The organism is Mycolicibacterium hodleri, from assembly GCF_025822245.1.
Taxonomy (GTDB): domain Bacteria; phylum Actinomycetota; class Actinomycetes; order Mycobacteriales; family Mycobacteriaceae; genus Mycobacterium; species Mycobacterium hodleri.
On record NZ_JACKTL010000033.1, the window covers coordinates 509564 to 536353 of the forward strand.

At 68.5% G+C, this 26790-nt stretch carries 27 protein-coding genes; 13 read left to right on the top strand and 14 right to left on the bottom strand.

The window, feature by feature from the left end:
• Positions 1 to 8: 8 nt before the first annotated feature.
• Entirely contained in the window at positions 9 to 1085 is a 1077-nt protein-coding gene (locus H7J06_RS14930; RefSeq protein WP_264039678.1) for a GGDEF domain-containing protein, read from the bottom strand.
• A 186-nt stretch (positions 1086 to 1271) separates the two neighbouring features.
• On the opposite strand from H7J06_RS14930, the gene H7J06_RS14935 reads away from it, so the two are divergent.
• The gene (locus H7J06_RS14935; RefSeq protein WP_264039679.1) at positions 1272 to 2042 is read left to right on the top strand and encodes a DUF2127 domain-containing protein; all 771 of its coding nucleotides are present in this window, start codon (positions 1272 to 1274) and stop codon (positions 2040 to 2042) included.
• On the opposite strand, the gene H7J06_RS14940 is transcribed toward H7J06_RS14935, so the two are convergent.
• Positions 2039 to 2710 carry a class I SAM-dependent methyltransferase gene (locus H7J06_RS14940; protein ID WP_264039680.1) on the bottom strand — a complete coding sequence of 224 codons (672 nt, stop codon included), beginning with the start codon at positions 2708 to 2710 and terminating at the stop codon, positions 2039 to 2041. The genes H7J06_RS14935 and H7J06_RS14940 overlap by 4 nt on opposite strands.
• Positions 2711 to 2763: 53 nt before the next feature.
• Between H7J06_RS14940 and H7J06_RS14945 the strand changes: the two genes are divergently transcribed.
• A complete protein-coding gene (locus H7J06_RS14945) occupies positions 2764 to 3333 on the top strand; it encodes a TetR/AcrR family transcriptional regulator (protein WP_264039682.1) in 570 nt (189 codons plus the stop codon).
• Here the strand turns inward: H7J06_RS14945 and H7J06_RS14950 are convergent.
• On the bottom strand, positions 3320 to 3943 hold the full coding sequence (locus H7J06_RS14950) for a TetR/AcrR family transcriptional regulator (protein WP_264039683.1): 624 nt from the start codon (positions 3941 to 3943) through the stop codon (positions 3320 to 3322). The genes H7J06_RS14945 and H7J06_RS14950 overlap by 14 nt on opposite strands.
• A gap of 99 nt (positions 3944 to 4042) precedes the next feature.
• Here H7J06_RS14950 and H7J06_RS14955 point away from each other — a divergent pair, with 99 nt between their 5' ends.
• The gene (locus H7J06_RS14955) at positions 4043 to 5395 is read left to right on the top strand and encodes a cytochrome P450 (RefSeq protein ID WP_264039684.1); all 1353 of its coding nucleotides are present in this window, start codon (positions 4043 to 4045) and stop codon (positions 5393 to 5395) included.
• A 14-nt stretch (positions 5396 to 5409) separates the two neighbouring features.
• Here H7J06_RS14955 and msrA read toward each other — a convergent pair whose 3' ends face one another.
• Together msrA and msrB are read right to left on the bottom strand one after the other, a co-directional pair.
• Positions 5410 to 5922 (bottom strand): peptide-methionine (S)-S-oxide reductase MsrA, encoded by a 513-nt coding sequence (msrA, locus tag H7J06_RS14960; RefSeq protein ID WP_264039685.1) that lies wholly within the window; start codon positions 5920 to 5922, stop codon positions 5410 to 5412.
• The gene (gene msrB / locus H7J06_RS14965; RefSeq protein WP_264039686.1) at positions 5919 to 6386 is read right to left on the bottom strand and encodes a peptide-methionine (R)-S-oxide reductase MsrB; all 468 of its coding nucleotides are present in this window, start codon (positions 6384 to 6386) and stop codon (positions 5919 to 5921) included. Before msrB ends, msrA begins: the two co-directional genes overlap by 4 nt.
• An 89-nt stretch (positions 6387 to 6475) precedes the next feature.
• Here msrB and H7J06_RS14970 point away from each other — a divergent pair, with 89 nt between their 5' ends.
• Positions 6476 to 6982 (top strand): nuclear transport factor 2 family protein, encoded by a 507-nt coding sequence (locus tag H7J06_RS14970; RefSeq protein ID WP_264039687.1) that lies wholly within the window; start codon positions 6476 to 6478, stop codon positions 6980 to 6982.
• Entirely contained in the window at positions 6979 to 7998 is a 1020-nt protein-coding gene (locus tag H7J06_RS14975) for an NAD-dependent epimerase/dehydratase family protein (RefSeq protein WP_264039777.1), read from the top strand. The genes H7J06_RS14970 and H7J06_RS14975 overlap by 4 nt, the downstream gene beginning before the upstream one ends.
• A 9-nt stretch (positions 7999 to 8007) precedes the next feature.
• On the opposite strand, the gene H7J06_RS14980 is transcribed toward H7J06_RS14975, so the two are convergent.
• From H7J06_RS14980 to H7J06_RS14990, 3 genes are read right to left on the bottom strand one after another with little or no spacing between them, the layout of a single operon-like run.
• Entirely contained in the window at positions 8008 to 8352 is a 345-nt protein-coding gene (locus tag H7J06_RS14980) for a thiocyanate hydrolase (RefSeq protein WP_264039688.1), read from the bottom strand.
• A gap of 2 nt (positions 8353 to 8354) precedes the next feature.
• Positions 8355 to 9095, bottom strand: coding sequence for a thiocyanate hydrolase subunit gamma (scnC, locus tag H7J06_RS14985; protein WP_264039689.1), 741 nt, complete (start codon positions 9093 to 9095; stop codon positions 8355 to 8357).
• A gap of 10 nt (positions 9096 to 9105) precedes the next feature.
• The gene (locus H7J06_RS14990) at positions 9106 to 9945 is read right to left on the bottom strand and encodes an SH3-like domain-containing protein (RefSeq protein WP_264039690.1); all 840 of its coding nucleotides are present in this window, start codon (positions 9943 to 9945) and stop codon (positions 9106 to 9108) included.
• 185 nt (positions 9946 to 10130) lie between these two features.
• On the opposite strand from H7J06_RS14990, the gene H7J06_RS14995 reads away from it, so the two are divergent.
• The gene (locus H7J06_RS14995; RefSeq protein WP_264039691.1) at positions 10131 to 10829 is read left to right on the top strand and encodes an SDR family NAD(P)-dependent oxidoreductase; all 699 of its coding nucleotides are present in this window, start codon (positions 10131 to 10133) and stop codon (positions 10827 to 10829) included.
• Here H7J06_RS14995 and H7J06_RS15000 read toward each other — a convergent pair whose 3' ends face one another.
• Both H7J06_RS15000 and H7J06_RS15005 read right to left on the bottom strand, forming a co-directional pair.
• A complete protein-coding gene (locus H7J06_RS15000; RefSeq protein ID WP_264039692.1) occupies positions 10830 to 11297 on the bottom strand; it encodes a DUF4262 domain-containing protein in 468 nt (155 codons plus the stop codon).
• 130 nt (positions 11298 to 11427) lie between these two features.
• Entirely contained in the window at positions 11428 to 13968 is a 2541-nt protein-coding gene (locus H7J06_RS15005) for a DEAD/DEAH box helicase (RefSeq protein WP_264039693.1), read from the bottom strand.
• 256 nt (positions 13969 to 14224) lie between these two features.
• On the opposite strand from H7J06_RS15005, the gene H7J06_RS15010 reads away from it, so the two are divergent.
• Positions 14225 to 15595 (top strand): NAD(P)/FAD-dependent oxidoreductase, encoded by a 1371-nt coding sequence (locus H7J06_RS15010; RefSeq protein ID WP_264039694.1) that lies wholly within the window; start codon positions 14225 to 14227, stop codon positions 15593 to 15595.
• Here the strand turns inward: H7J06_RS15010 and H7J06_RS15015 are convergent.
• On the bottom strand, positions 15592 to 16053 hold the full coding sequence (locus H7J06_RS15015; RefSeq protein WP_264039695.1) for an SRPBCC family protein: 462 nt from the start codon (positions 16051 to 16053) through the stop codon (positions 15592 to 15594). The genes H7J06_RS15010 and H7J06_RS15015 overlap by 4 nt on opposite strands.
• 60 nt (positions 16054 to 16113) lie before the next feature.
• Here H7J06_RS15015 and H7J06_RS15020 point away from each other — a divergent pair, with 60 nt between their 5' ends.
• Together H7J06_RS15020 and H7J06_RS15025 are read left to right on the top strand one after the other, a co-directional pair.
• Positions 16114 to 16485, top strand: a complete 372-nt coding sequence (locus H7J06_RS15020) for a DUF427 domain-containing protein (RefSeq protein WP_264039696.1) — start codon at positions 16114 to 16116, stop codon at positions 16483 to 16485.
• Between the two features lie 57 nt (positions 16486 to 16542).
• Positions 16543 to 17403 (top strand): DNA-3-methyladenine glycosylase family protein, encoded by an 861-nt coding sequence (locus H7J06_RS15025; protein WP_264039778.1) that lies wholly within the window; start codon positions 16543 to 16545, stop codon positions 17401 to 17403.
• Here the strand turns inward: H7J06_RS15025 and H7J06_RS15030 are convergent.
• Positions 17400 to 18047 (bottom strand): DUF2461 domain-containing protein, encoded by a 648-nt coding sequence (locus tag H7J06_RS15030; protein ID WP_264039697.1) that lies wholly within the window; start codon positions 18045 to 18047, stop codon positions 17400 to 17402. The two genes, H7J06_RS15025 and H7J06_RS15030, sit on opposite strands and share 4 nt — an antisense overlap.
• A 101-nt stretch (positions 18048 to 18148) precedes the next feature.
• Between H7J06_RS15030 and H7J06_RS15035 the strand changes: the two genes are divergently transcribed.
• Positions 18149 to 18694: a Dps family protein gene (locus H7J06_RS15035; protein ID WP_264039699.1), complete on the top strand. Its 546-nt coding sequence runs from the start codon at positions 18149 to 18151 to the stop codon at positions 18692 to 18694.
• Between the two features lie 72 nt (positions 18695 to 18766).
• Here the strand turns inward: H7J06_RS15035 and aqpZ are convergent, their stop codons facing one another.
• Together aqpZ and H7J06_RS15045 are read right to left on the bottom strand one after the other, a co-directional pair.
• Positions 18767 to 19537, bottom strand: coding sequence for an aquaporin Z (gene aqpZ / locus H7J06_RS15040; protein WP_264039700.1), 771 nt, complete (start codon positions 19535 to 19537; stop codon positions 18767 to 18769).
• 287 nt (positions 19538 to 19824) lie between these two features.
• Positions 19825 to 20034, bottom strand: a complete 210-nt coding sequence (locus H7J06_RS15045) for a hypothetical protein (RefSeq protein WP_264039701.1) — start codon at positions 20032 to 20034, stop codon at positions 19825 to 19827.
• 323 nt (positions 20035 to 20357) lie between these two features.
• Here H7J06_RS15045 and gltB point away from each other — a divergent pair, with 323 nt between their 5' ends.
• The 3 genes from gltB to H7J06_RS15060 all read left to right on the top strand — a co-directional run bounded on the left by gltB (position 20358) and on the right by H7J06_RS15060 (position 26738).
• Positions 20358 to 24968 (top strand): glutamate synthase large subunit, encoded by a 4611-nt coding sequence (gene gltB, locus H7J06_RS15050; protein ID WP_264039702.1) that lies wholly within the window; start codon positions 20358 to 20360, stop codon positions 24966 to 24968.
• Positions 24961 to 26427: a glutamate synthase subunit beta gene (locus tag H7J06_RS15055; protein WP_264039703.1), complete on the top strand. Its 1467-nt coding sequence runs from the start codon at positions 24961 to 24963 to the stop codon at positions 26425 to 26427. Before gltB ends, H7J06_RS15055 begins: the two co-directional genes overlap by 8 nt.
• Positions 26428 to 26567: 140 nt before the next feature.
• Positions 26568 to 26738, top strand: a complete 171-nt coding sequence (locus H7J06_RS15060) for a hypothetical protein (RefSeq protein ID WP_264039780.1) — start codon at positions 26568 to 26570, stop codon at positions 26736 to 26738.
• Positions 26739 to 26790 lie beyond the last annotated feature (52 nt).

Here is a 26790-nt window from a genome sequence, read left to right on the forward strand (position 1 = left end):
TCCGGCGTTCACCCGATGTAGCCGTAGTGGTGGAACCTGTTCCCGCCGCTGCGCTTGGCGCGGTACATCGCCTTGTCGGCGACCCCGACGAGGTAGTGCACCATCGACTCGTGCTGACGGGCGGACACGTCGTCGAGCCGTGCGCACGCGGTGCCGACGCTGGCGGTGACGGGCACGGGTAGGTCGGCGATGGCGTCGCAGATCCGTTGGGCCAGCGGCGTCGCGTCACCCGTGGCGGACGTGTCGGCGACGACGAACTCCTCTCCGCCGCTGCGCGCGATGATCGCCGTCTCGCAGGTGCTCGCCCGCAGCGCGTTGGCCACGGCGACCAGCACCCGGTCGCCGGCCAGATGGCCGTGCCGGTCGTTGATCGACTTGAAGTCGTCCAGGTCGACCACGGCGACCAGGAGGAACATGTCCGTTGCGGGCGTGGCCAGCAGCAGGCTCATCGTCTCGAGCTGAAACGAGCGCCGATTGCACAGGTTGGTCAACGGATCCAGGTCGGCCCGCACCAGGTCGTTGGCCAACGCCCGGATGAGGACCTGAATGGCGAGCGGCAGGGCGATGTTCACCTGCAGCACCAGGAACAGGTCCACCGCCGCGAGGGCGACGTGTCCGTCCGAGGCCATCTGGACCGCCGCGGTCGTGGCGACGACCGCGGCGACGGCGAAGTTGTAGACGACGTACTTCGAGGTCAGGAAGAACGCGATGTAGGCGCCGCTGGTCGCGAAGGCGATGCAGCCGACGAGTGTGGACACCGGCTCTGGGTAGGCCAGGCACGCGAGGGCGATCGAGGTGTTGGTCACCAATGCGAACGCGACCGACTGCGCGGGGCTCGGCCATCGCACCGACCACAGGATCGCCCCGGCCACACCGCCGGCGAAGGCCATCCACGTCATCGCCACCGGAAGCGGGTCACGCGGACCGCCCGACCCCAGCAGCAGAGCCACCAGGCACAGCGAGAGCGACGCCGAGATCACGGTCATCATGAGGCGGGTGGCCCGGCTGATGCCGCGGGCGTGAATGTAGCCGCTCAACCAGTCGTAGTGGCTGGGTTGCCGCCACCAGCGCCCGAATGCAGCCACGTCCGCCCTCCATGCCGGTGAGCAAATTATGCCTGACCGTCATTTTGGCCGGGCATGGATTGACTCCATCGCTCAACGGACCACCAATGGTCGAGGTTCCAATACCGCTGGTTCCCAGACGGCATCGGTAGGGTCATCGCCAGGGCAACCTCGGACTTCGCCCGCACCGGCAGCAAGGAGCCCGCCATGGACGTAGCTCGCGACCACGACCGCTGGGCGTTGCACACGTGTGCCCGCCGCGGGCACGTCACCTACGCACCCGACGACGACGTCCTGGCCGACAGGCTGAGCGGAACCACCGGTCTCGGCGAGGTGTGGCGCTGCCTGCGCTGCGGCGACTTCGTTCCCGGGCCGCCCCACGGGCGCGGGCCCACCGAGGATGCTCCGCTCGTCATCCGCGGCAAGGCACTCCGGCAGGCGCTCATCCTGCGGGCGCTCGCGGTGGAACGCTGGATCCGCGCGGTGCTCATCGCGCTCGCGGCATGGGCGGTGTGGACGTTTCACGGCGCCCGCGGATCGATCCAGGCCGCGCTGGACCGGGATCTCCCGCTGCTGCGCAACTCCGGCATCAAGGTCGACCAGATGACCGCGATCCACGAGCTGGAGCGGGCGCTGGCGGCTCGACCGTCCACCCTGGTGCTGGTGAGCCTCGCGCTGGTCGCCTATGCCCTGTTGGAGTTCGTCGAGGGCGTCGGCCTGTGGCTGCTCACCCGATGGGGTGAGTACTTCGCGGTGATCGCGACGTCGGTGTTCCTGCCGTTGGAGGTGTACGACCTGGTGTCGAAGGGCATCGCGCCGACCCGGGTGGCGGCGTTCGCGATCAACGTGGCCGCGGTGGTCTACCTGCTGGTCTCGAAACGGCTGTTCGGCCTCCGCGGTGGGCGCCAGGCCTACGACCGGGAACGGCGCGGTGAGCAGCTCCTGGACGTCGAGCGTGCCGCCGTGCGGTCTGCCTAGAGCGCGTCGCCCGGCGTGCCGGAGAGGCGTTCCAGCACCCGCATCGAGCCGATCGCGGAGACCTCGCGGAACGCGCCGGTGTCCAGTGCCCGCCGGTACACGCGGTACGGGGCTTGGCCGCCGTCGTTCGGATCGGGGAACACGTCGTGGATCACCAGCGCCCCGCCGACTGCGACCCACCGCGCCCAGCCGTCGAAGTCCTGCTGGGCGGCGGCGTCGGTGTGCCCGCCGTCGATGAACAGCAGCTGCAGGGGAGTTCGCCACGATCGTGCGACGAGCGAGGACTTGCCGACGACGGCGACGACGTGGTCGTCCAACCCGGCGGCGTCGAGCGTGTGGCGCAGCGTCGGCAGGGTGTCGAAGAGTCCCGTCACCTCGTCGACCATGGAGGTGTCGTGGTACTCCCAGCCTGGCTGGTGCTCCTCGGAACCGTGGTGGTGGTCGATCGTGTAGAGCACTCCGCCGGTCTGCTGCGCCGCGGCGCCGAGCATCACCGTCGACTTGCCGCAGTACGTGCCGATCTCGACGCCCGTTCCGTCGCCCAGGTAGGTGACCGCCGCGTCGTAGAGCGCGCGGCCCTCGTCGGCGGGCATGAACCCGATGACCTGCTCGGCGAGTGAGAAGAGGCGGGCCGCGGCGGGCGGCAGGGTGGTCTCGGTGGTGCTCATGACGGCCAACTTACCGTTGCTGGTCACGGGGAGTTGTAGTAGCGTCCAGACACGTGTCCGATCCGGCCTTGGAGTCGACTCGGCGCCGTCTGACCGCCAAGCAAGCCGAGACAGTGGACCGGCTCGGCCGAGCCGCGGTCGACCTCCTCAACCGGGACGGATTCGCCGCCCTCACCGTACGGCGCGTGGCGGCCGAGGCGGGTGTCGGCGCGGCCACGGCGTACACCTACTTCTCCTCCAAGGAGCACCTCGTCGCCGAGGTGTTTTGGCGCCGGCTCACCGGCGCCCCACCGGTACCGCACGAGTCCGACGACCGCGCCACCCGCGTGGTCGACGTGCTGCAGCACATCGCACTGCTGGTCGCCGACGAGCCAGAATTCGCGGGCGCGGTGACCAGCGCCCTGCTCGGCAAGGACCCGGACGTCGAGGCGCTCCGACAGCGGATCGGGGTCGACATCAGGGCGCGGTTGACGGCGGCGCTGGGCCCGCAGGTCGACGAGGACGTCATCGACTCGTTGGAGATGTTGTACTCGGGCGCGCTGGTGCGGGCCGGCATGGGCTACGCGTCCTACGAGTGGATCGCGAAGCGACTCGAGAAGTCGGCGCGCCTCATCCTCGGCTGACCGGCAGCCCGAGGATGGCCCGGGCGGCGGTGACGGCGGGCTCGACGATGCCCCGCACGTCGTGGCCGTCCTCGACCAGCAGTGCCGTCAACTCTCGGAGCCCGCCGAGCAGGATGAGCGCGAGCGGTCGGGAGATGGGCGCCAGACCGGCTGCGGCGAATCCCGGGCTGTTGCTGATCGCGACGAGCATGTCCGTGAGGTGTTGCATCGCAACGCGATTCAGGGGGCGGGCGAGATCGCCGAGGGCGGGCGCCTCGCGAATCCAACTCAGGGTGATGGCGGGCCGGGATTCGATGTGGTCGACGTAGGCTCCGACGGCGGCGGCGATCTGCACCTCGGGCGTGGCCGCACCGTCGACGGCCGCGGTGATCCCGGCGATCAGGTCGTCGTTGTTGGCGGCCAACAACTCGACGAAGCACTCCTCCTTGCTGGCGAACTCGTCGTAGAAGGTCCGCTTGGAGGTCTTGGCGCCCCGCACGACGTCGGCGACGGTCGTCGCGCGGTAGCCGCGTTCGGCGATCGACTCGGCGAGACCGTCCAGAAGCCGGCGGCGGAACGCGGTCGAGCCGGTCGACGAGGTGTCGTCGACCGTGGTTGCCGCGGTGCTCACCTCGACCCACCTCCGACCTTGCGCACATCCGGTACTAGGCGGTACCGTACTACACCAACCCCGGTACGGCGCGGTACCGCAACAGTTTGGGAGTCCTCAGTGAGCGAAGCCACCATCGAAGCGACGCCATCGGTCGACGCCGCCCCGGAGATCACGCTGCCGCCCAGTCCGCGGTTGCCGAAGTTCGTGCAGGCGCTCGGATTCATCGCGTCGCGGCGCCGGATGGTCGACGTCATGTCACGCCGTCACGGTGACGTGTTCACCCTGCGGGTCCCGGTGTTCGGCAACATGGTGACCGTCGCCGATCCCCAGATCGCCAAGCAGCTGTTCGCGGCGAACACCGACGACGTGGGCAACATCCAGCCCAACCTCAGCCGCATCCTCGGTTCGGGATCGGTGTTCGCCCTCGACGGCTCCGAGCACAAGCGCCGCCGCAAGCTGCTGACCCCGCCGTTTCACGGCAAGAGCATCAAGAACTACGAGGTCATCTTCGAAGAGGAGACCCTGCGCGAAGCGGCGTCCTGGCCCGACGGTCGGGAGTTCGAATCCCTCGAGCCGATGATGCGCATCACGCTCAACGCCATCCTTCGCGCCGTCTTCGGCGCCGACGGTGAGCAACTCGACGAGCTGCGGCGCATCATTCCGCCCTGGGTGACCCTGGGTTCCCGGCTGGCCGTGCTGCCCGCCCCGTCCCGCACCTACGGACGCCTCACCCCGTGGGGCCGGCTCGCCGCCTACCGCCGCCAGTACGACGCGGTCGTCGAGCGACTGATCGACACGGTCAAGGCCGACCCCAACTTCGACAACCGCGACGACGTGCTGACACTGCTGTTGCGCAGCACCTACGAAGACGGCTCGGCGATGTCGAGGCGCGACATCGGCGACGAGTTGCTGACACTGCTCGCCGCTGGGCACGAGACCACGGCGTCGACCCTGTCGTGGGTCGTGGAGCGAGTGAGCAGGCACCCTCGGGTGCTCGACGAGTTGGTCGCCGAGGCGCGCACCGACGGCAACGAGTACCGCCAGGCCGTGATCCTCGAGACGCAGCGGGCGCGCACCATCATCGACTTCGCCGGGCGGCACGTGTACGCGCCGACGTTCCAGCTCGGCGACTGGGTGATTCCACGGGGGTACTCGATCTTCGTCGCGATCCAGCACATCCACGAACGCACCGAGGACTTCGCGTCTCCGGAACGGTTCGACCCGCAGCGCTTCGTGGGCAAGCGTCCGTCGACGTTTGCGTTCCTGCCCTACGGCGGCGGCACCCGCCGGTGCGTCGGCGCGGCGTTCGCCAACGTCGAGATGGACGTCGTCCTCCGCACCGTGTTGCGGCACTTCGAGATCGAGACGACCACCGCGCCCGACGAGAAGGTCCATTCGCGCGGCGTCGCCTACACGCCGAAGAGGGGTGGCCGCGTCGTCACGAGACGACGGACCACCCCCCTCGCGTAGCCTGCGAAAACGTCCTACTGCGAGGCGGTTTCGCGCTTCGGCAGCTTCCAGCCCGCCCGCGGGAAGTGGCAGGTGTACCCGTTGGGGTACTTCTCCAGGTAGTCCTGGTGTTCCGGCTCGGCCTGCCAGAACTCGACCGCCGGGGTGACCTCGGTGACGACCTTGCCGGGCCACAGGCCGGAGGCCTCCACGTCGGCGATCGTGTCCAGCGCCACGGCCTTCTGCTCGTCGTCGGCGTAGAAGATCGCCGACCGATAGCTGCTGCCGACGTCGTTGCCTTGGCGGTCCTTCGTCGTCGGATCGTGGATCTGGAAGAAGAACTCCAGCAGCGCGCGGTAGTCGGTCTGGCTGGGGTCGTATTCGATCTCGATGGCCTCGGCGTGACCGGGGTGCTTGCGGTAGGTGGGATGGTCGTTCTGTCCGCCGGTGTAACCCACCCTGGTCGACACCACGCCGGGTTGCTTGCGGATCAGATCCTGCATGCCCCAGAAGCAGCCGCCTGCGAGGATCGCCTTCTTGGTCGTCATGCCCGTGCCTCCTTGAAGAGTGTCGTGTACTCGCCGTAGCCCTCTGCGTCGAGGTCGTCGAGATGGATGAATCTCAGCGAAGCGGAGTTGATGCAGTAACGCAACCCTCCCGCTTCGCGGGGGCCGTCCTTGAACACGTGCCCGAGGTGGCTGTCGCCGTGGGCCGAGCGGACCTCGGTGCGCACCATCAGATGGCTGAAGTCGCGCTTGGAGAGCACGTTGGCCTCGTCGATGGGCTTGGTGAAGCTGGGCCAGCCCGATCCGCTCTCGAACTTGTCGGTCGAGGCGAACAGCGGCTCACCGGACACCACGTCCACGTAGATACCGGGTTCGTGGTTGTCCCAGTACTCCCCGGTGAACGGCCGCTCGGTGCCGTTCTTCTGCGTCACCTGGTACTGCTCGGGTGACAGGGCGTTCACCGCCGCGGGGTTCTTGTCGTAGGTCTTGGGATTGGAAGCGGTCACAGATCCTCCTTGGGTCGCACTCGTATAACCCTCCGGGCCGCTCGGAAGTTCCTCGACAAATGGCAATAGAACGTGTTCTAGTTCTGGTTGTGACGGGTACCACCTTCAGCCGCGCCGAGCTCGTCGAGGCGTTCGCCGGATTCGAAGCCACGGTCGCCAGGGCCGCCGAGACCAGGGACTGGGATCCCTGGGTTGACCAGTACACCGACGACGTCACCTACGTGGAACACGCCGCGGGCACGATGCACGGCCGCGAGCAGGTCCGGCCGTGGATCTGGAAGACGATGGAGAACTTCCCCGGCAGCTACATGACGTCGTTTCCGTCGCTGTGGACGGTCGTGGACGAAGAGCGGGGTCGGGTGATCTGCGAGCTCGACAACCCGATGCGCGACCCCGGCGACGGCATGATCATCAGCGCCACCAACATCTCGATCGTCACCTATGCCGGCGACGGAAAGTGGTGCCGACAGGAGGACGTCTACAACCCCCTGCGCTTCGTCGCGGCCACGGTGAAGTGGTGCCGCAAGGCCGAGGAGCTGGGCACGCTGCCCGACGAGGCGGCGGCGTGGATGACGACGTTCGGCGGGCGCTCGTGACCGCGCTCGTCATCGGGGCCAACGGCTATCTCGGCTCGCACGTCACCCGGCAGTTGGTCGCCGACGGCCACGACGTTCGCGCCATGGTGCGGGCCGGGGCCAACACCGTCGGCATCGACGACCTCGAGGTCGCGCGCGTCGTCGGCGACATCTGGGACGACGCCGCGCTGCACGAGGCCATGCTCGGCTGTGACGTCGTCTACTACTGCGTCGTCGACACCCGCGGTTGGCTGAGGGACCCGGCGCCGCTGTTCCGCACCAACGTCGACGGCACCCGCAACGTGCTCGAGGTCGCGTGCCGGCCGGACGTCGCCGCGAGCCTGCGGCGCTTCGTCTTCACCAGCAGCTACGCCACGGTGGGCCGCAAGCGCGGCCGCGTCGCGACCGAGGACGACGTCATCTCCGACCGGAACCTGACGCCGTACGTCCGGTCGCGGGTGCAGGCCGAGAACCTCGTCATGGGCTACGTCCGCGACCGCGGCCTTCCCGCCGTCGCCATGTGCGTGTCCACCACCTACGGTGCCGGCGACTGGGGCCGCACCCCGCACGGCGCCATCATCGCGGGCGCCGCCTTCGGCAAGCTGCCGTTCGTGTTGAGCGGCGTCGAATTGGAGGCCGTCGGAATCGACGACGCCGCAAGCGCTTTGATCCTGGCAGCGGAGAAGGGGCGCGTCGGGCAGCGCTACCTGATTTCGGAGAAGATGATCAGCAACGCCGACGTGGTGCGCATCGCCGCCGAGGCCGCTGGTGTGCCGGCACCCACCCGGTCGATCCCGTTGGCCCTGTCGTGGGCCATGGCCGTGCTCGGCAGCGCGAAGGCGCGTCTCAGGGGTACCGACGAGAAGTTGTCGATCGACTCGCTGCGCCTGATGCGGGCCGAGGCACCCGTCGACTGCGCCAAGGCTAGGCGTGAACTCGGTTGGGAGCCACGGCCGGTGGAGGAGTCGATCCGCGAGGCCGCCCGGTTCTGGGTCGGCCTGCGGGAGGCCAAGAAGCGCAGCACGCAGACGGGGTGACGCCCGCGGTCACGCCTCGAGTCGGCGGCGTACGTCCGAGAGCCGCTGCCGCAGTTCGGCTTCGGTGAGGATGCCACGGGCCAGCAGCGAGTGGGCCAGGGAGACCAGCTGATTCTCCGGATACGGCAGGTCGGAGTACTCCGTCGCCGACAGCGCGTCCTCCTCGTCGCGGCGCTCCTGAAAACTCGGCACCGACGTGTCGCACGCCGCGTGGTCCAGCGCGTCGCACAACCCGTCCAGGCTGGTCTTCCACGGCGGCACGGGGTTCTCGACGCCGTACTTGGCCGCCACCTTCGGCCACACCTGATCGGGGTCGACCATGGCCCGCAGCACCTCGCCGTCGACGTCGGCCATCGTCACTCACCCACCGGGTGCATCGCGGCGCGGGTGGCGGTGACGACGTTGGTGGTCACGCCGGGCTTGGGCAGTGCGACGCCGATCAGGCAGTCGCGGGTGATGATCTCGGTCAGCTGATCCTCGGTCCACCCGTCGGTGCCCTCCGGGCGCACGGGCATCACCATGAAGCGGTGTTTCTGGTTGGAGTCCTGCACCCGCACCTCGATGTCGTCGCCCAGGTAGAGCCCGAACTCGGAGAGCACCTGGCGGGGCCAACGGACCAGTCGCCGACGATAATTGGGCGTGCGGTACCACTCCGGGGAGTTGCCCAGGATCGGTCGCGGGTAGCACGAACACAGGGCGCACACGATCACGTGGTGCAGCGTCGGGGTGTCGGCGAGGATCTGAAATGCGGTGAAGTCACTGGGCGTGCCGAAGCCCGTCGGTTCCAGCCAGTCGACGCCGACCTCCTTGCTCGCCGTCATGGGCTCGGTCACCGCGAGTCGTTCGAAGTCGGGGTCGAGCCAGGCGCGGGCGACCAACCGCGCCGCCGGGGTCGGGCCGATCTGCTCGGCGAACTCGGTGAACAGCCGGTGTTCGGCGGCGGTGAAGATGCCCTTCTCGATGCAGAGCTCGCGCAGCGCGATCTCCAGCACCTCGAAGTCGGTGACCTCGTCGACCATCGGCTTCACCGTACGGTCGTGGTCGTGGTCGTGGTCGTGGTCGTGGTCGTGGTCGTGGTCGTGGTCGTGGTCGGTCATGTCGGTCCGTTCAGTTGGCGGCGCGCAGCCAGCGTTCGGGGATCTCGGTACGCAGCGTGTCGGTGGGCGGTCCGTTGAAGTCGTCCCACAGCTCGGCCATGGTGAACTGCACGACGTAGAACCACTCCGGCTTGGCGTCGGGGATGTCCCAGGTCTCGTCTTCGGCGGCGGGGCTCTCGTACGCGACGGCGGCGATCTCACCGGTGGCGCCGCGCACGTATTCCGGTGTGCGCGTGTAGAACAGCACGGGCAGCTCCCGCACCAACACCCGGTCGCCCACCGCGAACTTCGGGGTGCCCGCCCTGCCCGCGTAGACCTGCGGGTCGCCCTTGCCCTGGGCGTGCACGACGTGGGTGTTGCGCGGGATCCCAGCCCCGTCGCCCTCGAACCTGGGCTGCGCCCGGAGGGTCTTGCCGGCCAGCCCGTCCGCGTAGCGCTGCTGGACCTCGGCCATCCGCTCGGTGAGTTCGGTCAGGCCGACCAGGTGCTTCTCGACCAGCACGCGGGCCACCGACAGCAGCCACCGGCCGTAGTAGGGAAAGCCGAGATACACCGCCCGCTGGACGTCCACGTTGCCGATGCGACGCCGCGCCTCGGACAACCAAATGCCGCGCCAGGCAAGCACTTCGCACATGACGTAGGTCATGTGCTCCCAGTACTCGTAGTCCTTGTTCTCGTACTTCATCGGAGCATCGGGCTCGCCGCCGACGTCGTGGACGGGCTTCATGTACGCCACGAACCGGGCATGGTCGAGCAGGTCCGGGGTGGGCGCGTCGGGCAGTTCGGGATAGGAGGACTTGAGCCTCGCGACCAGGTCGAGTTGGGTGGCGCGTTCAGCCGCAGTGCTCATGGCCGTTCCTCCGCGGTCGACGTGCCGTCGGCGTCGACGCCGACTCCCTGCTGGTCGGAGGCTAGCATCGGCGCGTTTGCTGGTCGGCCTTTTCGCGCCATCGGTCCTGACTTCTCCTACCGGTTGTCGGGCCGCTCCTGCTCGGTCGTACGGGCACTCGTGTTGGCACGAGGCAGCATGGGGGCATGACGATCACCTTCATCACCGGAGCCAACAAGGGCCTTGGCTACGAGACGGCCCGTCGGCTCGTCGAGCAGGGTCACACCGTGCTGCTGGGAGCCCGTGATCGGGAACTGGGCCGCGCCGCGGCCGACGCCCTCGGTGCCCGCTTCGTCCAGGTCGACGTCACCGACGACGCCTCGGTGGCCGCGGCGGCCAAGGACGTGGAGGAGCACGAGGGATCGGTCGACGTGCTCATCAACAACGCAGGCGTCGCCGGTCCGTACGCCGACGCCGCCGATCTGACGGCCACGGACTTTCACGCCGTGTTCGACGTCAACGTGCTCGGGGTGGTCCGGACGACCACCGCCTTCCTCCCGTTGCTGCGACGCTCGTCGGACCCGGTGATCGTCAACGTCGGCAGCGGAATGGGATCACTGGAACTCACCCATGACCCGTCGCGTGCCGAGTCGTCGATGGTGGCCCCCGCATACACGGCCTCGAAGGCTGCGCTCACCATGTTGACGACCCAGTATGCCAAGGCGTTCAAGGACATTCGGATCAACGTCGCCGACCCCGGCTACACCGCGACGGACCTGAACGCGAACTCCGGGCCACAGACCGTCACCGAGGGCACCGACGCCGTCGTCGCGCTCGCCACGGAGGGTCCCGGCCACGGCTCGGGGCGGTTCGTCGACCGCCACGGCGAGACCTCCTGGGGCTGATCACGCGTTGGTCGTCCGCGCTCCGAGCACCGGTTGCCGTCGGTGACCGCCGTCGAACCCGGGAGCCCAGGGCCACCGGCCCCGGCCGTCGGCCCACACCAGCTGCATCGCGCGGACGTCGTAGCCCTCGATCGCGACGGCGATGCCCATGTGCGCATCCGGATGCTCGACGTCGACCACCTCCAGGCGAGTGTCGGCCGGCAGCACGAGCTGATCGCCGGGCACCGCTCGAAGACCGGCGGTCATCCGCTTGGCGAACGTGTTCAGCAGCCAGCCGGCTTGTTTGGTGGGCAGGCCGGTGACCAGGAGCTCCGGCAGACCGCGATCGTGCAGCCCGATCGTGTAGGAGAGGGGCCTGCGGTCGCTTTCGACGTGCTGCACGGCCCAGCCGTGCGCCACGATCGTCTCGCGAATCAGCGCGAGGTAGTCGTCCAGGGTCTTGTCGGGATGGTCGCATTGCCAGCACATGGCGTGTCTGCCCTTCTGTCGGTTCGTACCGCGAGCGTGTCTCGCAGCACCGACGGAAGGCGGGGCAGAAACCTTTGGGGCAGTGGTTCATCCACAGTCGTGAAGTGATCCACAGGGGACGCGCGGCGTGCTACCCCATCCGCCCCGCGTCGACCACCCGGATCACCGCCGTGCCCTCCTCGTCGGAGGCCTCCAGGTCGACTTCGACGTCGAAGCCCCAATCCCGGTCGCCGGCAGGGTCGTCCAGGATCTGCCGCACGTCCCACCGGCCGGGCTGGCGGTCGACGATCAGCAGGGCGGGGCCACGGGCGTCGGCGCCGGTGCCGACGGAATCGTGCTCCTCGAAGTACTCGGCACCCACCTCCGCCCAGCGTTCGGTGGTCCACCCGGCGTCCCCGTCGAGCTGGCCGAGGTCGTACCAGCGCCGGCGCGCGAAGAGTTCTACCCGCCGGAACAGCGCGTTGCGGACCATCGCGGTGAAGGCGCGCTCGTTGCCGGTCAGCGGGCGGGGTCGGGCCGGCACCGCCACCGGGGCGTCCAGCGGCTGGTCTGGACTGGTGAGCTGCTCCCACTCGTCGAGCAGGCTCGAATCCACTTGGCGGACGAGCTCACCCAGCCATTCGACGACGTCGGTGACCTCCTCGGTGCGGGCCGAGGCGGGCACACCCGACCGCAGTGCCTTGAACGCGTCGGAGAGGTAGCGCAGCACGGCGCCCTCGGAGCGGGTCAACGCGTAGACGCTGACGAACTCCCGGAACGTGAAGGCCCGCTCCCACATCTCGCGCACGATCGACTTCGGCGACAGCTGACCGTCGGCGGCCCACGGGTTGCTCTGCAGGTACACGTCGAAGACGTGCCCGAGCACGTCCTCGAGCGGCTTGGGATAGGTCACGTCGTCGAGCAGCGCGATCCGCTCGTCGTACTCGATGCCCTCGGCCTTCATCGCGGCGACGGCCTCGCCCCTGGCCTTCTTCAGTTGCGCCGACAGGATCTGGCGGGGATCCTCCAGCGTCGCCTCGATCACCGAAACCACGTCCAGCGCATAGGTATCCGAGGCGGGGTCGAGCACGTCGATGGCGGCGAGGGCGAACGTCGACAGCGGCTGGTTCAGGGCGAAGTCGGGTGGCAGGTCGACGGTCAGCCGGTAACGCCGTCCGTCCGGCTCGGGCTCGGGGAGCCGTTCCAGTACCCCGGCCTGCAGCAGCGACCTGGCGATGCCGACCGCCTCCCGGATGTGCTTGAGCTGTCGCTTGCGCGGCTCGTGGTTGTCGGTGAGCAGGCGCCGCATCGCGACGAACGGGTCGCCGGGGCGGTCGACGACGTCGAGGATCATCGCCGTCGACACCCGCATGTTGCTCGTCAACGGCTCGGGGGAGGCCTCCACCAGGCGCGTCATCGTCTTCTCGCTCCACGGCACCATGCCCTCGGGCACCTTGCGGCGCACCAACTTTCGACGCTTCTTCGGATCGTCGGCGACCTTGGCGAACTGCTTGAGATTTTCGACCTCGTGCTCGGGCGCCTCGACCACGACGGTGCCCGCGGTGTCGTAACCGGCCCGCCCGGCGCGGCCCGCGATCTGGTGGAACTCGCGGGCGTTGAGCAACCGGGTGCGGGTGCCGTCGTACTTCGACAGCGCCGAGAACACGACCGTGCGGATCGGCACGTTGATGCCGACGCCGAGCGTGTCGGTGCCGCAGATGACCTTGAGTAGACCGGCTTGGGCCAGCTGTTCGACCAGTCGCCGGTACTTCGGCAGCATGCCGGCGTGGTGGACGCCGATGCCGTGCCGGACCAACCGCGACAGCGTCGTGCCGAAGGCCGACGAAAAGCGAAAGGCACCAATCAGTTCGGCGATGGCCGCCTTCTCCTCCTTGGTGCTGACGTTGACGCTCATCAGCGCCTGCGCTCGCTCCAGGGCCGAGGCCTGGGTGAAGTGCACGACGTAGACCGGAGCCTGCTTCGTGTCGAGCAGGTCCTGGATCGTCTCGTGCATCGGGGTGGTCGCGTAGTAGTAGTGCAGCGGCACGGGCCGTTCGGCGTTGGCGACCAGCGCGGTCGTCCGGCCGGTACGACGGGTCAGGTCGTCGCGCAGGAACGTGACGTCGCCCAGGGTGGCCGACATCAGCAGGAATTGCGCCCTTGGCAATTCGAGCAGCGGGACCTGCCAGGCCCACCCCCGGTCGGGGTCGCCGTAGAAGTGGAACTCGTCCATGACCACCAACCCGATGTCGGCGTCGGCGCCCTCCCGCAGGGCGGTGTTGGCCAACACCTCGGCGGTGCACGCGATGATCGGCGCGCCGGCGTTGACCGAGGCGTCGCCGGTCAGCATTCCGACGTTGGCTGCCCCGAACACGTCGCACAGCGCGAAGAACTTCTCGCTGACCAGTGCCTTGATGGGTGCGGTGTAGAAGCTGCGCGTCCCCGCCGCGAGCGCCGCGTACAGCGCGCCGGTCGCGACGAGCGACTTGCCCGAGCCGGTCGGGGTGGCCAGGATGACGTTCGCGCCGCTGACCAACTCGATCAGCGCTTCCTCCTGTGCCGGGTACAGCACGGTGCCGCTCGCCTCGGCCCAGGCGGCGAACGAGGCGAACAGTTCGTCGGGATCGGTGCCCTTGGCGCGCAGCGTGGACAGGTCGCCAGGGTCGGGCAGCAGGGCAGGGGCGGTGGTCATCGTGGGTCCAGCCTGCCCGACCGACCGGCGTTGGAGTAATTCCGTCGAGACCGGGGCATCCCCCTCACCATGTCCAGGCGAAACGAGTACACCGGCGACACGTGCGTCTGTGGACGTCCCACCTACTACCGGGTGGTGCAGGTGGGCGACCGTCCGGAGTCCCGGCGTGGACCGTCCTGCTGGCACGACGGCTGCGCGCAAGTCGACGGCTGGCAGGATCGTGGCTAGCCACTGAGTGCTCTGTCAGACTCTCGGGGTGCCTCCCGTCAACGGTCACGTCTCCCACTGGTTCGACAAGATCCCGTCGCCGCGCACGGCGCTGCCCGGGGATCGGGACGCCGACGTGTGCATCGTCGGCGCCGGGTTCACCGGGCTGTGGACCGCCTACTACCTCAAGCGCGCCGACCCGTCGCTGCGCGTCACCGTCCTGGAGGCGCGGTTCGCGGGCTTCGGCGCGTCGGGCCGCAACGGTGGCTGGCTGTCGGCGATGGCCCCCGGTGATCGGCACGAGCTTGCCCGCGAGCGTGGCCGCGACGCGGTCGTGGCCTGGCAGCGGGCGCTCGTCGAGGCGGTCGACGAAGTGGTCGACGTCGCCAGGCGCGAGGGCGTCGACGCGGGCATCGTCAAGGGCGGCACCCTGCAGATCGCCCGCAACGCCGCCCAGGCCCGGCGGCTCGCCGAACGGCGCGCCGAGGAAAGCAGCTGGGGGTTCACCGACTTCACCGAGTTGACGACGGCCGAAGCGGCGCAACGGGTTCGGTTCTCTCGCGTGGTCGCGGCCCATCACACGCCGCACTGTGCCCGCATCCAGCCGGCTGCGCTGGCCCGCGGTTTGGCCGACGTCGTGGAACGCCTGGGCGTCGACGTCTACGAAATGTCTCCGGTGACGGAGATCGCCGCCGGCCGCGCCACCACGCCGACTGGCACCGTCCGGGCACCCGTCGTCCTACGCGCCACCGAGGGCTTCACGGCGGGGTTGCCGGGGCTGAAGCGTCGCTGGCTGCCGATGAACAGTTCGTTGATCGCCACCGAGCCGATCGGTCCGGACGTGTGGGAGTCCATCGGGTGGGACGGCCGCGAGACGGTCGGGGACATGGCGCACGGATTCTTCTACGCCCAGCGCACGGCCGACGACCGCATCGCCATCGGTGGTCGCAGCGTGCCCTACCGGTACGCGTCGCGGACCGACGTCGACGGTCGCGTGCCGCAGCGCACCATCCGGGAGCTGACCGCCGTGTTGCACGACGTCCTGCCCCAGGTGCGCAACGTCCCGATCGCCCACGGGTGGTGTGGGGTGCTGGCGGTTCCGCGGGACTGGTCGGCCGGCGTCGACTTCGACAGGACGACCGGGCTCGGCTGGGCGGGCGGCTACGTCGGGCACGGCGTCACCGCGACCAACCTCGCCGGGCGGACGCTGGCGGATCTGGTGCTCGGTGAGAAGACGCCGCGAACGGAGCTGGCCTGGGTGGGACATCGATCGAAGAACTGGGAGCCCGAGCCGTTGCGCTGGCTCGGCGTCCGCAGCCTCTACCTCGCCTACAAGGCCGCCGACCGGCACGAGTTCGGCGGCCGCGCCACGACGTCGCCGATCGCGTCGGTCGCCGACCGGATCAGCCGCAAGCCCTAAGTCCCCTCCGCTCGGGCCTTCAGCCGCTGCAGCGTCAGCTCGATGTTCTTCTCGTTGGCCGACGTGCGGTCGGAGACCCCCGTCGCGATGCCCGCGGGCTTGCGGAACCAGCCCGGCCGCCGGTCCCAGGTCTGCTCGGTGACCCGGCAGCCGCCGTCGACCGGTTCGATGTCGTAGCGCCAGTGCGCCACGGGGACCACCATGCTCTTGACGTCGAAGGCGAACACCCGGCCGGGCTCGGCGTGGGTGACGGTGCACGTGGTGGTCCACGACTTGCCGCCGTTGGCGTTGCGCCCCTTGAACACCGCACCGGGCGCCGCGCCGTCCCCGCGGTGCCACTGCATCGCATGGGCCTCCTCGGCGAGCGTGGCCATCGTCGGGAGGTCGGTGATGAGGGCGTACACGTCGGCGCAGCTGGCCGCGATCGTCACCGACGCCTGCGCCGAGGGTTCGTTCATGGCGCGATGGTAACGAGCGGGCTCGGAAACAAGGCCGGGTCGGCCAACGTTGGTTCGAAGATGACCGAACGAACCGTCCTTGAGCCCACCGCAGAGCACCCCATCACCGTCACGCCGACCGGCAAGCACGTCGTCGTCCGCGTGAACGGCGAGGTCGTCGCCGAGACCGACGCCGCGCTGACCCTGCAGGAGTCGACCTACCCGGCCGTGCAATACGTCCCCCTGGCCGACGTGTCGCCCTCGGCGCTGACGCGCAGCGATACCACCACCTACTGCCCGTACAAGGGCGAGGCGAACTACTACCACCTCAGCGCCGCCGGCAGCACCGTCGACGACGCGATCTGGACCTACGAGCAGCCGTACCCCGCCGTGGGTGCCATCGCAGGTCACGTGGCGTTCTACGCAGACAAGGCCGACGTCGCGGTCGGATAATCTTTGGCGGTGTCGAGTCACGCCAGCGTCACCTTCGAGAGGCCCGCGAGCCCCTCGATGACGCTGTCCCCGCAGCGTCGCGGCCCGGGTGACCCCTGTTACCAGCTGGTCGACGGGGCGATCTGGAAGACCAGCCTGCTGCCCAGTGGGCCGGTGACCGCGCGCATCGTGACGTCGTCGCGCACGACCGTCGACTGCGAGGCGTGGGGCGCCGGTGCCCCCGAGTTCCTCGACCGGCTGCCGGCGCTGTTGGGCGTGGACGACGACGCGACCGGGTTCGCTCCGGAGGAACCGACGATTGCGGTGGCCCACCGGCGGGTCCCGCACCTACGCCTCGGCCGCACGAACCAGGTGTTGGAGGCGCTCGTCCCCGCCGTGCTCGAACAGCGGGTGGCGGGCAAGGACGCGTTCCGGGCCTGGCGGCTGCTGGTGACGAAGTTCGGGTCGCCCGCGCCCGGCCCCGCTCCCGAGCGCATGCGCGTGCCCCCGCCGGCCGACGTGTGGCGGCGCATCCCGTCGTGGGAGTTTCATCTCGCCAACGTCGACCCGGGACGCGCGCGCACGCTGGTGGGGTGTGCGCAGCGGGCTGACGCGTTGGAGCGCCTGTCGAAACGTCCGTCGGAGGACGCCAGGACCGCATTGATGACGCTGCCGGGAGTGGGGATCTGGACGGCCGCCGAGGTCGCCCAACGGGCGTGGGGCGACGCCGACGCGTTGTCCGTCGGCGACTACCACCTGTCCAACGTCGTGGGGTCGACGTTGCTCGGTCACCGGATCGACGACGAGGAAATGCTCGTACTCCTGGAACCACTTCGGCCCCACCGTTTTCGGGCCGTGCGGCTGCTGGAGGTCAGCGGGCTGGCACGCAATCCCCGCTTCGGGGCGCGAATGGCGATCCCGAATCTGCGCGCGCTCTAGTCACCCAGCCGGGCGGCCACCCATTCGACGAGCGGCCGGGCCGCCCGCCAGTCCGCGCGCACCGCGTCGACGAACTCCGGCGTGTGGATGATCGGTTCGAAGCCGTACTCCTTGGTGACGGTCAGCGAACGATGCCGCAGCAGGTCGATGCGGGGATGGTCGGCGTCGAACCCGCGCGGTGAGGTCTTCAGACGGTCGCCGCCGACGGTGAAGCCGGCCCGGGTCAGCTTTGCCAGGATCTTGCCCAGCTGGTCGCCGGTGAGGTCGTTGACGATCGACGCCCGGATCCTGGCCAGGTCACCCGAGCTGGCGTCGTAGAACCCCGCCCCGGTGCGCACCCCGCGGGCGGCGATCTCCACGTACCAGCCGCAGGCGGGGCCTGCCCCGACGTAGGCACCCTGGTGGGTCTTGTAGGGCGTCTTGTCCTTGGCGAACCTGACGTCGCGAAACGGACGGAAGACCTTCGCGGTGCCGAACTCGGGTTCCAGGGCGGTGACCAGTGCGGAGGTCGGCGCCTTCACGCACGTCAGGTAGACGTCCTTGTGGGCCTCCCAGAACGACTTGGTGTTGTCGATCTCCAAGTCGTCGTAGAAGTCGAGGGCGGCTTCTGGAAAACCCGTGAATCCGGGCGCCGACTCGGTCATGTGGCGAGCGTAGCGATCCGATCTTGCAGCGCCATGGGGGTGTAACCCTCCGCGGAGGCGGGTAGGTGTCTTGGTAAGCGCGAGAAAGGGAGATACAACGCATGGCAGGATTCACGATTCCAGGAATGTCGGACAAGGCCGCCGGCGAAGTCGCCGACCTGCTGCAGAAGCAGCTGAGCACCTACAACGACCTTCACCTCACGTTGAAGCACGTGCACTGGAACGTCGTGGGCCCGAACTTCATCGGCGTCCACGAGATGATCGACCCGCAGGTCGAGTTGGTTCGGGGCTACGCCGACGAGGCCGCCGAGCGCATCGCCACCCTTGGTGCCTCACCGCAGGGCACGCCGGGCGCCATCATCAAGGACCGCACGTGGGACGACTACTCCGTGGGTCGCGACACCGTTCTGGCGCACCTGGCCGCCCTCGACCTGGTGTACACCGGGGTCAACGAAGACACCCGCAAGGCCATCCACACGCTCGAGGACCTCGATCCGGTGTCGCAGGACATGCTGATCGGCCACGCCGCAGAACTCGAGAAGTTCCAGTGGTTCGTTCGTGCACACCTGGAGAACGCGGGCGGCGATCTGGCCAACCAGGGCGCGTCCACCGAGAAGGGCGCCGCGCAGAAGACGAAGAAGAAGTAAGTCTTCGGTTAAGCAAATAGCCGCGAGCGGGCCCGCATCCCCATGGGATGCGGGCCCGAGTCGTGCGTCGACCTAGTTCACCTCCTCCAGTGCGTCGTCGCGGACCGGGCGGTCGGCGAGTTCCTCGTTGCGGCCGAACAGAAGTGGGTACGCGGCGCCGGCGATCGCCGCGCCCACCAGTGGTGCCAGCCAGAACAGCCACAGTTGTGCCGGTGCGCCTGCCCCGTTGAAGAACGCGACCGCCGTGGACCGCGCCGGGTTGACCGACGTGTTCGAAATGGGGATCGAGATCAGGTGGATCAACGTGAGCGTCAGCCCAATTGCCAAGCCGGCAAATCCCTTCGGCGCTCGATCGTCGGTAGAGCCGAGGATGACGAGCAGGAACAACGCCGTCAGGACCACCTCGGTGACCAGCACCGCCACCATCGAATAGCCACCGGGGGAGTGATCGCCGAATCCGTTGGCGGCCATGTTGCCCTCGGCCGTCCAGCCGGCCTTGCCCGAGGCGATCACGTAGATGACGCCGCCGGCCACCGCGCCGCCGACGACCTGCGTCAGCCAGTAGGCGGGCAGCGCCTTCCACTCGACGCGCTTGGCGATGGCCGCCCCCAGCGTCACGGCCGGGTTGAAGTGCCCTCCGGAGACGGTGCCAAATGCGTACACGCCGGTCAGGACCGTCAGCCCGAACGCCAGGGAGACACCGAGGAATCCGATGCCCAGTGCGGTGCCGTCGCCGGAGGGGAACTTCGCGGCGAACACCGCGCTACCGCAACCCCCGAGAACGAGCCAGAACGTTCCGATGAACTCTGCTGCCAGGCGATGCCACATGGTGGGTGTGGTCATGGAAGTGTCCTCCCTCGGCGGCGCGCCGTTGCGCCACCAATGGTTCGAGGGTCCCACGCGGCCAAACACTTTCGGAACGGTCGTTGCCGAAACTTGTCCCGATGGTGACCGGACCAGCCGTCACCCGTCCGGTTCGGCTGACGTCGCGTCGCCGCATAGGGTGATCGGCAGCGGGGGCGCTGCGATCCTCGACACGGATCTGCGACGTCTCCGGATGTGGCGGGGCCGTGCCGCACGGTATCCGTGGCGGCGGTGTCCGCGGTCGGTACCCCCGACGTTGCACCGCGTCACCGCTGCGTGTCGCAAAGTCGTTGGCGGACAGTGAGAATCGAGTGTTCCGCGCCGAGGCGGCCGATCGTCGGCGCGTCCATGCGCCGCCGGCGCGGCGTGCGCACCCCTCCGGGGCGCTTCGGGACCGCGTCCGACGGCGAAAAATCAATTGCCAGCAAATTGCCAAGATTAAATTGCTGCAGGCAGGCGCTATTGCGAATAGTCATGGCAAACTAGGGCGCGTTGGGCGCGGCGGGCGCCATGTTTGGCCCAGGCGGCACCGACTGCCTCACCGGCTCACCGCAACAACGGATTTCGTCGTCTCGCCGCCGCGCCGGGCGTCACGTCCCCACATCGGTGCAGCTCGATCGTTAGGCTTGACTAAGTTGGCATGTCAGGCGGGGTTTGTCATATCGTTTCCTCATTCGTGGCGAGTGGGAAGTCCCGTCGTTCAGTGCTGCACGTAGCTCGACCCATCGCCCGCCGGCAACAGCCGTCGCTGACGGCTGTCAGCATCAGGCTTCCGTGAAGGTGTGAAGGGCAGGTGGGAATGGCGCCCAGCGACCATGGCTCGAGGCAGGGAGGCCGCAAGCAGGGCCTCTACAACCCGGCCTACGAGCACGATTCCTGCGGCGTGGCGATGGTGGCCGACATGCACGGCCGTCGCAGCCGCGACATCGTCGACAAGGCCATCACGGCCCTGTTGAACATGGAGCACCGCGGCGCCCAGGGCGCCGAGCCCAACACCGGTGACGGCGCAGGCATCCTCCTGCAGGTTCCGGACGACTTCCTCCGTGCCGTCGTCGACTTCCAGCTGCCCGAGGCGGGCAGCTACGCCACCGGCATGGCGTTCCTGCCGCAGTCGTCCCGAGACGCCGCGGCGGCTTGCGAATCGGTGGAGAAGATCATCGAGGCCGAGGGCCTCACCGTCCTGGGCTGGCGTGACGTGCCCACCGACGACTCCTCCCTCGGCGCGCTGGCCCGCGACGCGATGCCGACGTTCCGTCAGGTGTTCATCGGCGGCGCCTCCGGGATGGTCCTCGAGCGACGCGCCTACGTGGTGCGCAAGCGCGCCGAGCACGAGCTGGGCACCAAGGGCCCGGGCCAGGACGGCCCCGGCCGCGAAACCGTGTACTTCCCAAGCCTTTCGGGCCAGACGTTCGCCTACAAGGGAATGCTCACCACCCCGCAGCTCAAGGCGTTCTACCTGGACCTGCAGGACGAGCGGCTGACCAGTGCGCTGGGCATCGTGCACTCCCGCTTCTCGACCAACACCTTCCCGTCCTGGCCGCTGGCGCACCCGTTCCGCCGCGTCGCCCACAACGGCGAGATCAACACCGTCACCGGCAACGAGAACTGGATGCGGGCCCGCGAGGCGCTCATCAAGACCGACGTCTTCGGCTCGCACGCCGACGTCGACAAGATCTTCCCCGTCTGCACCCCCGGGGCCTCGGACACCGCGCGGTTCGACGAGGTCCTCGAGCTGCTCCACCTCGGCGGACGCAGCCTGCCCCACGCCATGCTGATGATGATTCCCGAGGCGTGGGAGCGGCACGAAAGCATGGATCCCGCGCGTCGCGCGTTCTACGAGTACCACTCCTCGCTCATGGAGCCGTGGGACGGCCCGGCGTCGGTGTGCTTCACCGACGGCACCGTGATCGGTGCCGTGCTCGACCGCAACGGTCTGCGGCCGTCGCGCATCTGGGTCACCGAGGACGGCCTCGTCGTCCTGGCGTCCGAGGCCGGCGTGCTGAACCTCGATCCGTCGTCGGTGGTGCAGAAGATGCGCCTGCAGCCCGGCCGGATGTTCCTGGTCGACACCGCGCAGGGCCGCATCGTCTCCGACGAAGAGGTCAAGGCCGAGCTGGCCGCCGAGAAGCCGTATCAGGAATGGCTCGACGCGGGCCTGTTCCACCTCGGCGACCTGCCGCCCGGGGACTACGTGCGCATGCCGCACCACCGCGTCGTGCTGCGGCAGCAGGCCTTCGGCTTCACCTACGAGGAACTCAACCTCCTGGTCGCACCGATGGCACGCAGCGGCGCCGAAGCGATCGGCTCCATGGGCACCGACACCCCGGTTGCCGTGCTCTCGGCTCGGCCGCGGATGCTCTACGACTACTTCCATCAGCTGTTCGCCCAGGTGACGAACCCGCCGCTGGACGCCATCCGCGAAGAGGTGGTGACCAGCCTGCAGGGCACCGTCGGCCCCGAGGGCGATCTACTCAACCCGACCGCCGACTCCTGTCGTCAGATCGTGCTGACCAACCCGATCCTGCGCAACGCCGAGCTGTCGAAGCTGATCTGCGTCGACCCCGACCACGAGATCCGCGGCCACAAGCACGGCCTGCGCGCGGCGGTCATCCGCTGTCTCTACCCGGTCGCCCGTGGTGGCCAGGGCCTGAAGGAAGCTCTCGACGACGTGCGGGCGAAGGTGTCGGCGGCCATCCGCGACGGCGCGCGCATCATCGTGCTGTCCGACCGCGAGTCCAACGAATCGCTCGCGCCCATCCCGTCGCTGCTGAGCGTCTCGGCCGTCCACCACCACCTGGTGCGCGACCGGACCCGCACCCAGGTCGGTCTCGTCGTCGAAACCGGCGATGCCCGCGAGGTGCACCACATGGCCGCCCTGTGCGGGTTCGGCGCGGCTGCGATCAACCCGTACATGGCGTTCGAGTCCATCGAGGACATGGTCGACCGTGGCCTCATCACCGGCATCACCAGTGATCAGGCCAAGGCCAACTACACGAAGGCCGCGGGCAAGGGCGTGCTGAAGGTGATGTCCAAGATGGGCATCTCCACCCTGGCGTCCTACACCGGTGCCCAGCTGTTCCAGGCCATCGGCATCAGCCAGCAGGTGCTCGACGACTACTTCACCGGTCTGCACTGTCCCGTCGGCGGAATCGACCTCGAGGACATCGCCGCCGACGTCGCGTCGCGGCACGCCCTGGCCTACCTGGACCGCCCCGACGAGCGCGCGCATCGCGAGCTCGAAGTCGGCGGCGAATACCAGTGGCGGCGTGAGGGCGAGTACCACCTCTTCAACCCCGACACCGTGTTCAAGCTGCAGCACGCGACCCGCACCGGCCAGTACGCGATCTTCAAGGAGTACACCAAGCTGGTCGACGACCAGAGCGCGCGCTTCGCGTCGCTGCGTGGGCTGCTGAAGTTCCGGGACGACGTCAGGCCGCCGGTGCCGCTCGACGAGGTCGAGCCCGTCTCGGAGATCGTGAAGCGATTCTCCACCGGTGCAATGAGTTACGGCTCGATCTCCGCGGAGGCGCACGAGACGCTGGCCATCGCGATGAATCGCCTCGGCGGGCGCTCCAACTCCGGTGAGGGCGGCGAGTCCGTCGACCGCTTCGACCACGACGCCAACGGCGACTGGCGGCGCAGCGCGGTCAAGCAGGTGGCGTCCGGCCGGTTCGGCGTGACCAGCCATTACCTGACCAACTGCACCGACATCCAGATCAAGATGGCTCAAGGAGCGAAACCCGGTGAGGGCGGCCAACTTCCGGGTCACAAGGTGTACCCGTGGGTTGCCGAGGTGCGCCACTCGACGCCGGGCGTCGGGCTGATCTCCCCGCCGCCGCACCACGACATCTACTCGATCGAGGATCTTGCGCAGCTGATCCACGACCTGAAGAACGCCAACCCCAGTGCCAGGGTGCACGTGAAACTGGTGTCCGAGAACGGTGTCGGCACCGTCGCGGCCGGTGTCTCCAAGGCCCATGCCGACGTGGTGCTGATCTCCGGCCACGACGGCGGCACCGGTGCCACCCCGCTCACGTCGCAGAAGCACGCCGGCGCCCCGTGGGAGTTGGGGCTCGCCGAGACACAGCAGACGTTGCTGCTCAACGGTCTTCGCGACCGGATCGTCGTCCAGGTGGACGGCCAGCTCAAGACGGGACGCGACGTCGTCGTCGCCGCGCTGCTCGGTGGCGAGGAGTTCGGCTTCGCGACCGCTCCGCTGGTGGTGGCCGGGTGCATCATGATGCGCGTGTGTCACCTCGACACCTGCCCGGTCGGCGTCGCCACCCAGAACCCGCTGCTGCGCGAGCGGTTCAACGGCAAGCCCGAGTTCGTCGAGAACTTCTTCCGGTTCATCGCCGAAGAAGTGCGTGAGCTCATGGCGCAGTTGGGCTTCCGTACCGTCAACGAGATGGTCGGGCAGGTCGGCACACTGGACACCCAGGAGGCGGCCGCGCACTGGAAGGCCCACAAGCTGGACCTGTCGCCGGTGCTGCTCGAACCCGAGTCGGCGTTCATGAACCAGGACCTCTACTGCAGCTCGCGGCAGGACCACGGGCTCGACAAGGCCCTCGACCAGCAGTTGATCGCGCAGAGCCGCGAAGCCCTCGACACCGGCTCTGCGGTCAAGTTCCGGACCACCATCGCCAACGTCAACCGCACGGTCGGCACCATGCTGGGACACGAGCTGACCAAGGTGCATGGCGGACAAGGGCTTCCGGACGGCACCATCGACATCACGTTCGACGGGTCGGCGGGCAACAGCTTCGGCGCGTTCCTGCCGAAGGGCATCACGCTGCGCGTCTACGGCGACGCCAACGACTACGTCGGCAAGGGTCTGTCCGGCGGGCGCATCGCGGTGCGACCGTCGGAGAATGCGCCCGCCGACTTCGTCGCCGAGGAGAACATCATCGCGGGCAACGTGATCCTGTTCGGCGCGACCAGCGGGCAGGCGTTCCTGCGCGGACAGGTCGGCGAGCGCTTCGCGGTCCGCAACTCGGGCGCCCATGCGGTGGTCGAGGGCGTCGGCGACCACGGCTGCGAGTACATGACCGGTGGCAAGGTGGCGATCCTCGGACCCACCGGCCGCAACTTCGCCGCGGGAATGTCCGGCGGCATGGCCTACGTCTACGACCTGCACGGCACGCTGTCCGACAACCTCAACGACGAGATGGTGGAGCTCGAGCGATTGGACGACGACGACGTCGAGTGGTTGCAGGCGATGCTCGTCGCGCACGTCGACGCCACCGATTCGGCCGTCGGCCAACGGGTTCTGTCGGATTGGGAGACTCAACTGAAGCACTTCGTGAAGGTCATGCCGCGCGACTACCGGTCGGTGTTGACCGCGATCGCCGAAGCCGAGCGCAACGGCGAGGACGTCAACACCGCGATCATGGCGGCGGCTCGTGGCTGACCCGCGCGGCTTCCTCAAGCACACCCACCGCGAGACGCCGCAGCGTCGTCCCGTCCCGCTGCGCCTCCGCGACTGGAACGAGGTCTACGAGGACTTCCCCCACGACGTGCTGCAGGACCAGGCCGCCAGGTGCATGGACTGCGGTATCCCGTTCTGCCACAACGGTTGTCCCTTGGGCAACCTGATCCCCGAGTGGAACGACCTGGTCTACAAGGACCGGTGGCACGACGCCATCGAGCGGCTGCACGCCACCAACAACTTCCCGGAGTTCACCGGGCGGCTGTGTCCGGCCCCGTGCGAGGCGTCGTGCGTGCTCGGCATCAACCAGGATCCGGTGACCATCAAGCAGGTCGAGGTCGAGATCATCGACAACGCCTTCGACGAGGGATGGGTGCTTCCCCTTCCGCCGCACCGTCTGACCAACAAGAAGGTCGCGGTGGTCGGGTCGGGACCCGCGGGTCTGGCTGCGGCACAGCAGCTGACGCGGGCCGGCCATCAGGTGACGGTGTTCGAGCGTGCCGACCGCGTCGGTGGTCTGCTGCGCTACGGCATCCCCGAGTTCAAGATGGAGAAGCGCCACATCGACCGCCGTCTGGAGCAGATGGTGGCCGAGGGCACGACGTTCCGCACCGGGGTCAACGTCGGCGTCGACCTCACCGCGGCACAACTGCGGTTGAACTACGACGCCGTGGTGCTGTCCGGCGGTGCGACCGACTGGCGCGACCTGCCGATCCCCGGCCGTGAACTCGACGGCATCCACCAGGCGATGGAGTACCTGCCCTGGGCCAACCGGGTGCAGAACGGCGACCCGGTGGTCGGCGAGGACGGCGAGCCGCCGATCACCGCCAAGGACAAGAAGGTCGTCATCATCGGCGGCGGCGACACCGGTGCCGACTGCCTCGGCACGTCGCACCGCCAAGGTGCGGCCAGCGTGCACCAGTTCGAGATCATGCCGCGGCCTCCCGAGGAGCGCGCCGACTCGACGCCGTGGCCGACCTACCCCCTCATGTATCGGGTCGCCTCGGCACACGAAGAGGGCGGCGAGCGGGTGTTCTCGGTCAACACCGAGGAGTTCATCGGCGTCGACGGGCACGTGACCGCGCTCAAGGTGCACGAGGTCGAGATGCGCGACGGCAAGTTCGCCAAGCTCGACGGCAGCGACTTCGAGCTGGAGGCCGACCTGGTCCTGCTGGCGATGGGCTTCGTCGGTCCCGAGAAGTCGGGTCTGCTGACCGATCTACGGGTCGAGCTGACCGACCGCGGCAACGTCAAGCGTGACGACGACTTCCAGACCTCGGTACCCGGCGTGTTCGTCGCCGGTGACATGGGGCGTGGGCAGTCGCTGATCGTGTGGGCCATCGCCGAGGGCCGGGCCGCCGCCGCCGGCGTGGACAACTACCTCATGGGTCGCACGGCACTCCCGGCGCCGATCAAGCCCACGGCCGCCCCCCAGCGCTAGCCAACCCGGCGTCAGCGAGCCTCAGTAACCACTCCAGTCACACCAGAAACATCCGATCTTTCGTCGGCGCGTCCTCTGGTGTTAGCCAGATCACAGGTGTCTAATGATTCTCGGGGTTCGTGCACTAGTGTGAGCCCACGGTGAAGCAAGACGACCGCAGGAGTAACACCGTGTACATCAATCCGATTGCCCGCTCGCGAATGGGCCGTATGGCCTGGTCACTGTTCCGCCATCCCGTCCGCAGCCGCGACTTTCCGGCCAAGCACGAGCGCCTGGTGACAGCCGCCGAACTCGTGCGATACGGCGTCTGACTCAGCCCCATCGCGTCGGAGTCGAGGCGCGAAAGTTTGCTTAGGCAACATA